Source organism: Neotabrizicola shimadae (assembly GCF_019623905.1).
Classification (GTDB): Bacteria; Pseudomonadota; Alphaproteobacteria; order Rhodobacterales; family Rhodobacteraceae; genus Neotabrizicola; species Neotabrizicola shimadae.
In genome coordinates this window covers 2,138,144-2,150,901 of the sequence record NZ_CP069370.1, presented here as the reverse complement: position 1 = coordinate 2,150,901, position 12,758 = coordinate 2,138,144, and the positions used below count along the sequence as shown (strand labels likewise).

General features: G+C 66.9%; 13 protein-coding genes. 4 read left to right on the top strand and 9 right to left on the bottom strand.

Annotated elements, in window-relative coordinates:
- Positions 1 to 19 precede the first annotated feature (19 nt).
- The 3 genes from JO391_RS10385 to moaB all read left to right on the top strand — a co-directional run bounded on the left by JO391_RS10385 (position 20) and on the right by moaB (position 1,836).
- The gene (locus JO391_RS10385; RefSeq protein ID WP_220660422.1) at positions 20 to 349 is read left to right on the top strand and encodes a hypothetical protein; all 330 of its coding nucleotides are present in this window, start codon (positions 20 to 22) and stop codon (positions 347 to 349) included.
- Between the two features lie 62 nt (positions 350 to 411).
- Complete coding sequence (locus JO391_RS10380) at positions 412 to 1,245, top strand: uracil-DNA glycosylase (protein WP_220660421.1); 834 nt, start codon at positions 412 to 414, stop codon at positions 1,243 to 1,245.
- 51 nt (positions 1,246 to 1,296) lie between these two features.
- On the top strand, positions 1,297 to 1,836 hold the full coding sequence (gene moaB, locus JO391_RS10375) for a molybdenum cofactor biosynthesis protein B (RefSeq protein WP_259444667.1): 540 nt from the start codon (positions 1,297 to 1,299) through the stop codon (positions 1,834 to 1,836).
- 12 nt (positions 1,837 to 1,848) lie between these two features.
- Here the strand turns inward: moaB and JO391_RS10370 are convergent, their stop codons facing one another.
- Entirely contained in the window at positions 1,849 to 2,658 is an 810-nt protein-coding gene (locus JO391_RS10370; protein WP_220660419.1) for a protein-disulfide reductase DsbD domain-containing protein, read from the bottom strand.
- Positions 2,659 to 2,789: 131 nt separating this feature from the next.
- Here JO391_RS10370 and JO391_RS10365 point away from each other — a divergent pair, with 131 nt between their 5' ends.
- Entirely contained in the window at positions 2,790 to 3,344 is a 555-nt protein-coding gene (locus JO391_RS10365) for a YqgE/AlgH family protein (protein WP_220664527.1), read from the top strand.
- A 17-nt stretch (positions 3,345 to 3,361) separates the two neighbouring features.
- Here the strand turns inward: JO391_RS10365 and JO391_RS10360 are convergent, their stop codons facing one another.
- The 8 genes from JO391_RS10360 to JO391_RS10325 all read right to left on the bottom strand — a co-directional run bounded on the left by JO391_RS10360 (position 3,362) and on the right by JO391_RS10325 (position 12,703).
- A complete protein-coding gene (locus JO391_RS10360) occupies positions 3,362 to 5,713 on the bottom strand; it encodes an aldehyde dehydrogenase family protein (RefSeq protein ID WP_220660418.1) in 2,352 nt (783 codons plus the stop codon).
- 58 nt (positions 5,714 to 5,771) lie between these two features.
- Entirely contained in the window at positions 5,772 to 6,782 is a 1,011-nt protein-coding gene (gene deoC / locus JO391_RS10355) for a deoxyribose-phosphate aldolase (protein WP_259444666.1), read from the bottom strand.
- 103 nt (positions 6,783 to 6,885) lie between these two features.
- The gene (locus JO391_RS10350; protein WP_220660417.1) at positions 6,886 to 7,260 is read right to left on the bottom strand and encodes a Na+/H+ antiporter subunit G; all 375 of its coding nucleotides are present in this window, start codon (positions 7,258 to 7,260) and stop codon (positions 6,886 to 6,888) included.
- On the bottom strand, positions 7,257 to 7,526 hold the full coding sequence (locus JO391_RS10345) for a K+/H+ antiporter subunit F (protein WP_220664525.1): 270 nt from the start codon (positions 7,524 to 7,526) through the stop codon (positions 7,257 to 7,259). The genes JO391_RS10350 and JO391_RS10345 overlap by 4 nt, the downstream gene beginning before the upstream one ends.
- A complete protein-coding gene (locus JO391_RS10340) occupies positions 7,526 to 8,014 on the bottom strand; it encodes a Na+/H+ antiporter subunit E (RefSeq protein WP_220660416.1) in 489 nt (162 codons plus the stop codon). The genes JO391_RS10345 and JO391_RS10340 overlap by 1 nt, the downstream gene beginning before the upstream one ends.
- 3 nt (positions 8,015 to 8,017) lie before the next feature.
- Positions 8,018 to 9,517, bottom strand: a complete 1,500-nt coding sequence (locus JO391_RS10335) for a monovalent cation/H+ antiporter subunit D (RefSeq protein WP_220664524.1) — start codon at positions 9,515 to 9,517, stop codon at positions 8,018 to 8,020.
- The gene (locus JO391_RS10330; protein ID WP_220660415.1) at positions 9,517 to 9,861 is read right to left on the bottom strand and encodes a Na+/H+ antiporter subunit C; all 345 of its coding nucleotides are present in this window, start codon (positions 9,859 to 9,861) and stop codon (positions 9,517 to 9,519) included. The genes JO391_RS10335 and JO391_RS10330 overlap by 1 nt, the downstream gene beginning before the upstream one ends.
- Before the next feature lies 1 nt (position 9,862).
- Entirely contained in the window at positions 9,863 to 12,703 is a 2,841-nt protein-coding gene (locus JO391_RS10325) for a monovalent cation/H+ antiporter subunit A (protein ID WP_220660414.1), read from the bottom strand.
- Positions 12,704 to 12,758: the final 55 nt, after the last annotated feature.

The following is a 12,758-nucleotide window of genomic DNA, read 5'->3' as shown; positions in this document are numbered from 1 at the left end:
GCGGCGTCAAGGAAGAGTCATGGATCGGACCCTGTTCATCCTCGTCACCTCGGTGATCCTGATGGTGGCATTCACGCTTGGCTGGCTGTCGCACTGGCTGCTGCACCGCTTTGCGCGCGTGCCGGGCGGGCACATGGACGAGATGGACCATCTGGCGCAATCGCTGCACGAGGCCGAAGAGGCGCGCGACCAGGCGATCCTCTATCTTGAACACCGAGAGGCCGAGCTGGAAAGCCAGCTTTCGCAGATGGAGGCGGAGTTGCGCGCCACCATGGAGGGCCTGCGCGTGGCCCGCAGCGAGAACGAGGAAATGCGCGCCTGGATCGAAAAGACCAGCAACGCGTCGTGATGGATCGGGCCGGTTTGCGGCGGCGGGTTTCCCCGGCGCGCGTTCCGGCCTAGCCTTTGCCGATGGGAATCGCCGAGGACATTCTGGGACCGGGCGGCTGGCAGGCGGCGCTGGAGGCGCTGGCCTGGCAGGCGGAGCTTGGCGTGACCGAGGTGGTGGGCGACAGCCCGCTGGACGCCTTTGCCCTGCCGCAGGAGGCGCCGGCGATGGCGCCCAAGGCGACGGCTCCGGCCCCGCGCCCGGCGCGTGTGGCGACCGAACCCGCGGCGCCCCTGCCGACCGGGCCTGACCCTGTGGAATCAGCGCGGACGCTGGCACAGGCTGCCCAGGACCTGGAGGCGCTGCGCACGGCGATTTCCGGCTATGACCTGTGCGAGTTGAAGCGCGGCGCGCGCAATACGGTGTTCGCCGATGGGCGGGCCGGGGCGCGGGTGCTTATCCTTGGTGAGGCACCAGGGCGCGAGGAAGATATGGAAGGCCGCCCCTTCGTGGGCCGTGCGGGCCAGCTTCTGGACCGGATGTTCGCGGCCATCGGCCTGTCGCGCAGCGCGCCCGACCTGGAGCACGCGCTCTACATCACCAATGTGCTGCCCTGGCGCCCGCCGCAGAACCGCGACCCGACACCGGAAGAGATTGCGATGATGCGGCCCTTTGTGGAGCGGCATATCGAACTGGCTGCACCCGAGGTGGTGGTGGTGATGGGCAATACGCCGCTGGCGGCGCTGTTGAACCAGCGCGGCATCACCCGCGCCCGTGGCCAATGGAGCCGCGCGCTGGACCTGCCCGTGCTGCCGATGTGTCACCCGGCCTATCTGCTGCGCAACCCTCATGCCAAGCGCGATGCCTGGGCGGACCTGCTTGCACTGGAGGACAGGCTGGCAGGGGGTGGGGCATGACGCTCAAGGCGCCGGAGGTCGTGACTGAACCTGCATCCGATGGGGACTGATGTGCCGATTGATCCGAACAAGCCCTTCCTGCCCCTGCGCATTGCGGTCCTGACCGTGAGCGACACGCGCACGCTGGCCGACGATCGGTCGGGCGATACGCTGGTGGAACGGTTGTCCGGGGCGGGGCATGTGCTGGCAGACCGGGCCATTGTGACCGATGACCGGGCGCTGATTGCCGGGCGCTTGCGGGGCTGGATCAGCGATCCGGAGGTGGACGTGGTTCTTTCCACCGGCGGCACCGGGCTGACCGGGCGAGACGTGACGGTGGAAGCGCACCGGGACGTCTATGAGAAGGAGATCGAGGCCTTCGGGACGGTGTTCACCATCGTGTCGATGGGAAAGATCGGCACGTCGGCAGTGCAGAGCCGGGCTTGCGGTGGGGTGGCGGGGGGCACCTATCTGTTTGCCCTGCCCGGCAGTCCGGGCGCCTGCCGCGATGCCTGGGACGAGATCCTTGTCCACCAGTTCGACTATCGCCACCGGCCCTGCAACTTTGCCGAGATCCTGCCGAGGCTGGAGGAACACCTGCGGCGCAAGTGATCTGCCGGGCGATCAGTTGCCGGGGCAGCCGGTGATTTCCACGCTGCGCCCCTTGGACAATACTGTCACTGTCAGGGACGAGCGGTCGAGAGCGAAGGGCTGGCCGGACGAGGCGCCCATCTCGCTGACTGCGATCAGTCGGCCATCGTCGCGGGTTATGTCCGCGGCGGATGACCAGATGCCGGGACGGCCCGGTTCGAAGACCACGGTTTCATCCTTGCTTTGGGCTGGCATCACGATGCGGGCCGTGACACGAAGCCCGTCTGCCGTGGGTTCGACGAGACAGTCGATGTCAGTCAACCCTGCCTCGCGCGGGGTTTTCGGCTGGTGGGCAAGCGCGGCGGCGATGGCCCGGTCCGGCGCGCCGGGGCCGGAAAGGCTTGCGTCGAGCGTGATCGACGCCGGCATGCAGATTTCGTTGCAGACGCCGAGGTCGACGCGGGCATGAAGCTCGACCGGGCGCGAGGGGTCCTCGGGCACAACTTCCAGCGGCAGCACCAGCTCCTCGCGGTAGCCGATGGTCTGCAGTCCGTTGAGGTGGAACACTTCCGGCACCGGCCAATGGATATGCACGGCCTTCAGGTTCTTCGACCCCGACCAGTCGAATTCGGGCGGTATGCCGGCGTCGCCCGGGCTGCGCCAGTAGGTCTTCCAGTGCGGCGCAAGGTCGAGCCGGAGGGCGGACATGCGGGCGCCGGATTCGGTCTGCCAGCCGGGCAGCAGGGCGGCGGTCAGGACCTGGTCCTGCGACAGCGCCTCGGCAGAGACGGCGGCAGGGGAGAACGTGGCCAGAGCGGCAAGGAGGGCAAGGCGGATCGGCATGGCCCGGACCATAGGCATCGGCGGAAAGATGGGAAGTCACATTCAGGCGATGCCGATGTGAGCCGGGGCCTCTTGAGGCCGTCTCGCATCACCGCCATCTTCAGACCATGGGACGGGGTAACGACTCTACGCTGGATCTGGGCGGCAAGGTTCTGGTGGCGATGCCGGGCATGGGCGATGCGCGCTTTGCGCGGTCGGTCATTCTGATTTGCGCCCATTCCGACGAGGGCGCGATGGGCCTGATCATCAACCATCCGGCGCGGGACGTGGATTTTCGCGGGCTGCTGGAGCACCTGGACATCGCGACAGCACCCGAAGGCCGCAGCATCCGCGTGCATTTCGGCGGGCCGGTAGAGCGGGGTCGGGGCTTCGTGCTGCACAGCACGGATTACTCGGGCGGCAGCGCAACGCTGAACATTCCGGGCGGGCTGGCGATGACGGCAACGCTGGACGTGCTGGAGGCACTGGCCAAGGGTGAAGGGCCGGCACGTGCGCTGCTGGCGCTTGGCTATTCGGGCTGGGGGCCGGGGCAGCTGGAGGGCGAGATCCGGCGCAACGACTGGATCGTGGCCGATGCTCCGGCGGACCTGCTGTTTTCGCTCGACGACGGGGGCAAATGGGCGGCGGTGCTGCGTGGGGCGGGCATTGACCCGGTCAGCCTGTCAGGTACGGCCGGGCGCGCCTGAGGCGCCCGGCGCCCAGGTCATTCGCCGTAGGGCACCCAGATCGTCTTGACCTCGGTTGCGGCGCGCAGGAAGGCGCGGCCCTCGGCAGAGGGCGAGAACCAGTCGGGGTTGCGGCCGTTGTTCACCCAGGTGCGTTTCAGGTTCGCGGCAGATTCCTTTTCGACCAGCGCCGAAAGGGGGGTGGAAGAGAAGGTCCAGACGGCATCCACGTCCATATGACCGGCAAGCGGCTTGGCGAGTTCGCTGTGCGATCCGGTGACGATGTTCACCACGCCGCCGGGCAGGTCCGAGGTGTCGAGCACCTGATAAAGGTCGGTCGCCGCGAGCGGGAAGGTTTCGGAGGGAACCAGCACCACGGCGTTGCCCATGGCGATGGCAGGGGCCATCAGGCTGACCAGACCCAGAAGCGGGGCCTCGTCTGGGCAGAGTGCGCCGATGACGCCCACGGGTTCGTTCATGGCCAGCGCCACGCCGCGCATGGGCACCGATTTGGCGGCGCCGTCGAACTTGTCGGCCCAGGCGGCATAGGTGAAGAGCCGGTTGACCGCGGCGTCCACCTCTGCCTCGCCCGGTTTGCCGGTCAGGTCACGCAGGCGGGCGGCAAACTCGGGCCCGCGGGCGGCGAGGTTCTCGGCGATGTAGTAGATCACCTGGGCGCGGTTGTGGCCGGTGGCCTTGCCCCAGCCCCTGGCGGCATGGGCGGCTTCGACCGCGTTGCGGATGTCCTTGCGGTTGCCCAGGCCGACATGGCCCAGAAGCTTGCCCTTGGGCGACCAGATGGCCTGGGAATAGCCGCCATCGGGTCGGGCCTGCTTGCCGCCGACATAGAGCTTGGCGGTGCGGTCGATGCCGGTGACTTCGGGGTCCGCGGGCGCGGCCATGGCTGGCGTAGTCTTCACCGGTTTTGTGAGCAGCGGCGCCTTGAGGTAGGCGAGCAAGCCTTCCCATCCACCTTCGCGACCGAAGCCGGATTCGCGGATGCCGCCAAAGCCTGCCGCGGCGTCGAACAGATTGGTGGCGTTGACCCAGACCACGCCGGCCTTGAGCTTCGGCGCCATGTCGAGGGCGAGGTTGACGTTCTCGGTCCAGACGGTCGCGGCAAGGCCGTAGCGGGTGTTGTTGGCGAGTTCCACTGCTTCGGACGGCGTGCGGAAGGTCATGGAGACAAGGACAGGGCCGAAGATTTCCTCCTGCATCAGGCGGTCGGCGGTGCCGAGGCCGGTGATGAGGGTGGGCGGATAGAAGCAGCCCTGGGGCACGGGCGTGTTGGCGCGGTAGGTTTCGCCGGCGGTGTTGCTGTCCACCATCTGCGTGATGGTCGCCAGTTGCACCGGGTCCACCACCGCGCCCACGTCGATGCATTTGTCCAGCGGATCGCCGATGCGCAGCCCGTCCATCCGGCGCTTCAGTTTTTCGTGGAAGCGGTCCGCCACGCTTTCCTGCACCAGAAGCCGGGAGCCTGCGCAGCAGACCTGGCCCTGGTTGAACCAGATCGCATCCACCAGCCCCTCGACGGCGCTGTCCAGGTCGGCGTCGTCGAAGACGATGTAGGGCGACTTGCCGCCCAGTTCGAGCGTGAGCGCCTTGCCAGAGCCTGCCGTCGCCTCGCGGATCCTGCGGCCGACCGAGGTGGAGCCGGTGAAGGCCACCTTGTCTACGCCCGGATGAGCCACCAGCGTGGCGCCGGTCTCGCCGTCGCCGGTGACGATGTTCAGGACGCCCTTTGGCAGTCCCGCCTCGCGGCTGATTTCCGCAAAGAGAAGGGCGGTGAGCGGCGTGTATTCGGCGGGCTTCAGCACCACGGTGTTGCCGGCGGCCAGCGCCGGGGCGACCTTCCATGCAAGCATGAGGAGCGGGAAGTTCCACGGGATGACCTGGCCGCAGACGCCAAGCGCCTTGTGCCCCGGCAGTTCGCTGTCCAGAAGCTGGGCGAGGCCAGCGTGATAGTAGAAATGCCGGGCGACCAGCGGCACGTCGATGTCGCGGCTTTCGCGGATGGGCTTGCCGTTGTCGATCGTTTCCAGCACGGCGAAGAGGCGCGCGTGTTTCTGCACCAGCCGGGCCAGAGCGTAGAGCACGCGCGCGCGGCCCGGCCCGCCAAGGGCGGCCCATTTGGCCTGCACCTTGCGCGCGGCGGTCACTGCACGGTCGATGTCATCGGCGGTGCCCTGCGTGATCTGGGCAAGCTCCGCGCCTGTCGCCGGGTTCTTCGTGGCGAAGGTCGTGCCCGGCTTCGTGAACTTGCCGTCGATCCAGTGTCCGAAGCGGCCGCCGTGCTTGCCGATCCATGCCAGAGCTTCGGCATGGCCCTCGGGTGCAGGGCCATAGGCCATGGAGTCGAAGATCTCGCGGATGGTCGGCGTCGTCATGGGCTTGGCCCCCTGCTTGTTCTTCGGTCACTTCAAACGGTCGACGGGGTGCGTTCGGTCAGCCCATCGCGTGGCGGTTGGCGGCGGAGTAGCGCCCGGTCAGGTGGTGCTCCAGCTGCCTCTCGATGTCGCCAAGGAGTGACGAGGCGCCGAAACGGAAGAGGTCGGGCTGGAGCCAGGGCCAGCCCAGTTCGTCCTTCATCAGCGCCAGATACAGCAGCGCATCCTTGGCCTTGGAAATGCCGCCGGCCGGCTTGTAACCGACCTTGATGCCGGAGCGCGCCTCATAGTCGCGGATGGCGCGGATCATCACGAGGCTTACGGGAAGCGTGGCGTTGACGCCTTCCTTGCCGGTCGAGGTCTTGATGAAATCGGCCCCCGCCATCATGCAGACCAGCGACGCCTTCGCGACGTTGCGCAGCGTGCCGAGCTCGCCCGTAGCGAGGATCGCCTTCACATGGGCCTCGCCGCAAGCAGCGCGCATTTCGGCCATCTCGTCATAAAGCGCCTGCCAGTTGCCGGTCAGCACATGACGGCGCGAGATCACGATGTCGATTTCCCGGGCTCCGGCTGCGACGCTTTCGCCGATTTCCATGATGCGGGTCTTCCAGGGCGAGAGGCCGGCCGGGAAGCCGGTGGAGACGGCGGCGACCGGGATACCGCTGCCCTCCAGGGCGCGGACCGCAGTTTCCACCATGTCGTGATAGACGCAGACCGCGCCGACCTTCAGGCCGGGCATCCCGAGCGCCTCCAGCATGTCGGCGCGCACCGGCTGGCGGGCCTTGGCGCAAAGACGCTTCACGCGGCCCTCGCTGTCGTCGCCCGACAGGGTGGTCAGGTCGATCAGCGTGATTGCTTTCAGCAGCCAGGCGGCCTGCCATTCCTTCTTGACGCTGCGGCGACCGCCGATCGTGGCGGCGCGACGTTCGATGGCCGAGGTGTTGGCCTGGGCGGCCATGACCCAATCGAGGTCCAGTGCCATGCCGGGGTTGCGGACATGGGCCAGCTGCGGCAGCTGGTCATGCGCGGTTGCGGCCGCCACGAGTGGGCTGAGGGTTTCGGTGCTCAAGGGCGGCCTCCCGCTTCACCTGGATCGACGGTCAGGTTTGCACCCCGGCGCCCGTGCTGGCAAGGCCGGAGGGCAGGGTATGCGCGATTTCTTGACCGAAAGGTCAGGAATGGGAGGCGGGATCGTCCGGCGTGAAGGTCGCCCAGTCCTGGCCAGTGCCGGTGGGCGGCAGGTCGGCCTTGGGCACGGTGCGGATCAGATGCGCCTTGGACAGGAAATAGGCGGTCATCGGCGCCGTCACGATGATGAAGATGGTGATCAGGAGTTCGTGCCAGGTGAGCATTCCGTGCATGAACCAGAAATAGAAGGCCGAGGCGGCCAGCACGCCGGCAAGCCCAACGGTGGCGGCCTTGGTCGGCGCGTGCAGGCGCTGCATCGGGTCGCGCAGTTTCACCAGCCCGAATGATCCGATCAGGCCGAACACGCCGCCGATGACCAGAAGCGCCGCAACAAGGATTTCCGCGAAAAGGCCGGTCATTCGATGATGTCCCCGCGCAGGAGAAACTTGGAAAACGCCACGGTTGAAACGAAGCCGGTCAGTGCGAACAGCATCGCGGCCTCGAAGTAGAGTTCGGTGGCGGTGTCGATGCCATAAAGCAGGATCAGCGCGATCATGTTGATGACCAGAGTGTCCACGGCCAGGAGCCGATCCACGAAATCGGGGCCACGGACAAGGCGGATCAGGTTGAACACCAACCCGATCGCGAAACAGGCGTAGGCAAAGGTCAGGGCAAGGGACAGGATCATTCGAATATCCTTTTCAGCCGGGCCTCGTAACGGGACTTGATCTGATCGCGCACGGCATCGGGGTCAGGTGCGTGCAGGGAATGGACCAGAAGCGCATGGCCGTCGGGCGACATGTCGGCAGTGACCGTGCCGGGGGTCATGGTGATGGTGCCGGCCAGAAGGGCCACGGCCTCGGGATGCTTCAGGTCGATGGGGACGGTGATCCAGGCCGACTTGATTTCTCGGTCGGGCTTGAAGAGGACGATCATCGCGACCTCGATGTTCGCGACGACGATGTCCCAAAGCACAAGAAGAAGGTAGGCGACAAAGGCCGGGACATTGCGGATGCGCGGCCGGTCGGGCCACCAGGCGGCTGTGATGGCGGGGATAACCAGCGCCAGGATCGCGGCCAGAACCAGGGTGTTCAGGCTGAAATCGTTGGCGAGCAGGACCCAGAGCAGGGCGATGGCGAAGCTGAGCATGGGATGAGGGAGGAGCCGGCGCATGGGTCAGTCCTCTCCCGTTGGGCCGGGAAGGGCGTGCAGGCCGATGGTCTGGGCCGGGTCGATCAGCAGCGCTGCGGCAGGTTCCAGCCAGGCGGTCAGGGGGCCGGCAAAGACCGTCAGCGCCACCGAGACGGCGGCAAGCGCCAGGGTCGCGGCCAGGGCAGCACGGTCCGGGGCGGGGGCAGGAGGGGCCTTGCTGCGCTCGGCCGCCCAGAAGAGCACCGAACCGGCGCGGGCGAAGCCGACGATCATCACGAAGGACCCGCCCAGGATCACCGCCCAGGTCAAGGCAGAGCCGCTGCTGGCCTGCAGCACCAGAAGCTTGCCGATGAAGCCCGACAGGGGCGGCAGGCCGGCAGACGCGATGCCGGACAGGAAGAAAAGGCTGGCGAGGAGCCCCGCCTGCGCGATCGCCGGGCGTGCGCGCAACTCGCCCGTGCCGCGGCGGCGCAGGACAAGGTCGGCCACCAGGAACATCAGCGCCCCGGCGACAGTGGAATGGACGAGGTAGTAGAGCGCGGCCACCAGCCCTTCGCCCGTGAAGCTGGACACGGCGGTGAAGACAAGGCCCATTGAGGCGATGCCGGCAAAGGCCACCATGCGGAAGAGGCTCGATGCGCCAAGGACGCCGAAGGCCCCGATGGCAAGTGTGACAAGAGCGGCGGGCAACAGCAGGTCGGCGTACAGCGAGCCGGTGGCCGGGCTGCCGGGCGGGAATATCGGTGTGAAGACACGGATCACGGCATAGGCGCCGACCTTGGTCATCACCGCGAACAGCGCGGCAATGGGGCCGGGCGCGTTGGCATAGGTGCCCGGCAGCCAGAGCTGGAAGGGGACCAACGCGCCCTTTACCGCGAAGACGATGAGCAGCATGACACCCGCCACCCGAAGAAGCGCCGTATCGTCTTCGGGCATCAGCGGCACCTTCACCGCGAGGTCTGCCATGTTCAGCGTGCCGGTCGTGGCATAGATCAGGCCAAGCGCGAACAGGAACAGGGTGGAGCCGATCAGGTTGAAGCCCACATATTGCACCCCGGCCTGCAGGCGTTCTTTCCCGCCGCCGTGGACCATGAGGCCGTAGGAGGCAATCAGCAGCACCTCGAAGAAAACGAAGAGGTTGAAGATGTCGCCCGTCAGGAAGGCTCCGTTCAGGCCCATCAGCTGGAACTGGAAGAGCGCGTGGAAGTGGCGGCCCTTCCTGTCCCAATCGGAGCCAAGGACATAGCCCATCACAAAGGCCGACAGACCCGCGGTCAGCACAAGCATCAGGGCCGAGAGCCTGTCGAGCACCAGCACGATGCCGAAGGGCGCGGGCCAGTCGCCCAGCAGATAAACCTGCGGCCCCGAGACCGTGGCCGATACGGCAAGTGCCGGTGCCAGAACCAGCCCTGCGATCACGGCGACGACCGACAGGCGGCGCTGCGCGGCCTCGCTTGACGTCATGACGAGGAACGCCCCGGCGATGGCAGGCAACAGCACGGGGGCAATGATCCAGTTGCCCATCATGGCCGGTCCTCCCCGCGGTCGGGCCGGTCAAGGTCGATCCGGTCATGCCCGCCCGAGAAGAAGGCGCCAAGCGCCATCAGCACGATGACGGCGGTCATGCCGAACGAGATCACGATCGCGGTCAGCACCAGCGCCTGCGGCAGGGGATCGGTCGGCGCCTCGCTTGCGCCAACGATGGGCAGCGCGCCGATTGCCAGCCGCCCCGAGGCGAAGAGAAAGAAGTTGACCGCATAGGACAGGAAGGACAGGCCGACGATCACCGGGAAGCTGCGGCGCTGAAGGATCAGCCAGACGCCGGCTGCGGTCAGAAGGCCCGTGGCCGAGGCGAACAGGAATTCCAACTCAGTTCTCCTTCCGGCCCGGGTCGACGTCGAAGGGACGCAGGTTCACCGTCTCGCCCGCCCGGATGGCGATGCGGCTGAGCGAGGACAGCGCCAGCATCACGGCCCCAAGCACGCAAAGGAAGACGCCAAGGTCGAAGGCGGCTGCCGAGGCGAGTTCGAACTTCTCCAGCAGGGGCAGTTTCACATAGCCATGGGTCGAGGTCAGGAAGGGCTTGTCGAACAGGAAGGCCGCGGCGCCGGTGGCGGTCGCGACCAGCACGCCCGCGCCGATCAGGGCCAGATAGCTGAGCCGCATCCGCGCCTCGGCCCATGCGAAGCCTGACGCGATGTATTGCAGCACCAGCGCGATTGACACGACCAGGCCTGCGACGAAACCGCCGCCCGGCAGGTTGTGGCCACGCAGGTAGAGATAGACGCCCACGGTGATTGCCAGCGGCAGGATCAGACGGGTGGCCACGGCCAGCATCAGGGGGTGGCGGTCGCCGGCATCGCGGCCCTGGATCCAAGTCTTCAGGCGGTCGTTGGCCGGGCCCGGCCGAAGCACGGCTGCCACGATGGCGTTGATGACCAGAGCGGCGATGCCAAGGACGGTGATCTCGCCGAAGGTGTCGTAGCCGCGGAAGTCCACGATGATGACGTTCACCGCATTGGTTCCGCCACCGCCGGGCTTGGATTCCGCAAGGTGGAATTCGGAAATCAGGGGAAAGGCCGATCCGGTCATCAGCATGGTCCAGGTCAGCCAGGCCACGCCCAGCCCGGCCAGACCGGCGATGGCGAAGGCCGCCACGCGCTGCGCCGAGGGAAGCTCGTCCGGGGTGCTGCGCGGCAGGTAGTTCAGCGCCAGAAGCAGCAGGATGATCGTCACCACTTCAACCGTGACCTGGGTGAGCGCGAGATCCGGGGCCGACAGGTAGGCAAAGCTGACCGAGACGGTCAGTCCGACGATGCCAAGGATCATCAGGGCAAAGAGCCGCTGGCGGTGCAGTGCCGCCACGGCCACGGTTGCTGCGCAAAGCATGGCCCAGCACAGCACCACCACAGGATTCACCGGCGTCATGTCCCGCGTCAGGGGGCCCGCCGCGCCCGTGGTCCAGGCCAGTGCCGATGCCCCGGCCATGCCCACCACGCCGATGCCGGCCATGCGGGCGAAACTGCCGTTGTGCAGACCATCGGTCAGGCTGGAGCCGACCCGCACCAGCCCGCCGATGCCCGCATCGAACATGCGCTTGGCGTCGGGTTTGGGCACGCGCGTCCAAAACTCGATGAGAGGGCGTGCCAGCCCCAGGATCACCAGCCCGCCACCGATGGCCAGCAGCGAAAGCCACATCGCCGCCGATTGCAGGCCGTGCCAGTGCTTTGCGTAAAGCTCGACCGGCGCGGCTGTGACCGCCTCGGACGCCACGTCCACCAGCCAGCCGGCCAGGGTCATCGGCATCAGGCCGATGGCCACCACGAGAGAGGCCAGAACGGCTGGCGAGAACCAGAGACCGGGGCCGGGGTCATGCGGCTGGTGGGGGTAGTCGATGCGCTCGGGCCCAAGGAAGGTACCGGACAGAAAGCGGAACGAATAGGCGACCGAAAACAGCGCGGCCACGACCACCAGGGCTGGAAGCAGCCAGTCGCTGCCCATCCAATGCGTGTGCACCGCTTCCTCCAGCATCATTTCCTTGGACAAGAAACCGTTGAAGGGCGGGATGCCCGCCATCGACAGGCTGGCAATCCCGGCGATGGTGAAGGTGATCGGCATCAGATGGCGCAGGCCGCCAAGCCGCTTCAGGCTGCGGGTATGCGCTTCGTGGTCCACGATGCCGGCGGAAAGGAACAGCGCGGCCTTGAAGCTCGCGTGGTTGAGGATGTGGAACATCGCCACCACTGCGGCGGGCTCGGTGCCGAAGCCCAGAAGCATGCAGATAAGTCCAAGCTGGCTGACCGTCGAATAGGCAAGCAGGGCTTTCAGGTCGTCCTGGTAGAAGGCGATCTTGGCGCCGACCAGCATTGTGACAAGACCGGTGGTTGTGACGATGGCAAACCACTCGGGCGTCCCCGACAGCACGGGCCAAAGCCGCGCCAGAAGGAAAAGCCCCGCCTTCACCATCGTTGCCGAATGCAGATAGGCTGAAACCGGCGTGGGCGCGGCCATGGCGCGCGGCAACCAGAAGTGGAATGGAAACTGCGCCGATTTGGTGAAGGCGCCCAGCAGGATCAGCAACAGCGCGGGAAGGTACAGGTCCGAGGACCGGATCGCCTCGCCTTCGGACAGGATCACCGACAGATCATAGCTGCCGGCGATCTGGCCCAGGATCAGCAGGCCCGCGAACATGGAAAGCCCGCCCGCGCCCGTCACCGCCAGCGCCATCCGCGCGCCCTGTCGCGCCTCTGGCAGGTGCTTCCAGAAGCCGATCAGCAGGAAGGAGGACAGCGAGGTCAGCTCCCAGAACACCAGAAGCATCAGGATGTTGTCTGACAGCACGATGCCCGTCATCGCCCCCTGGAACAGCATCAGGTAGGTGAAGAACGGACCTGCAGGGTCAGTCTTGGACAGGTAGTTCGCCGCATAGATCACGATCAGGAGGCCGATGCCCAGGATCAGCAGGGCGAAGAAGAATCCCAGCCCGTCCAGGAACAGCGCGGCGTTCAGGCCAAGTGCCGGCACCCAGGGGGCCGAGGCCGTCACCACCGTGCCGGAAAGGACCTGCGGCAGGTTCGACAACAGCAGTGCCAGCGCGAGCGCGGTGGCGCTGCCGGCCGCAATGGCGGCCGCCCGGCGAGAGATGCGGCTTGCCAGAGCCGCAGCCAACGCGCCCAGGAAGGGAAGCGCGGCGATCAGGGCAAGGGTCATGCGGGGCTCTTCCCTGGTTGTCGTGTTCCCGGGGCGCGGGGAGCGAGCCCGGCCG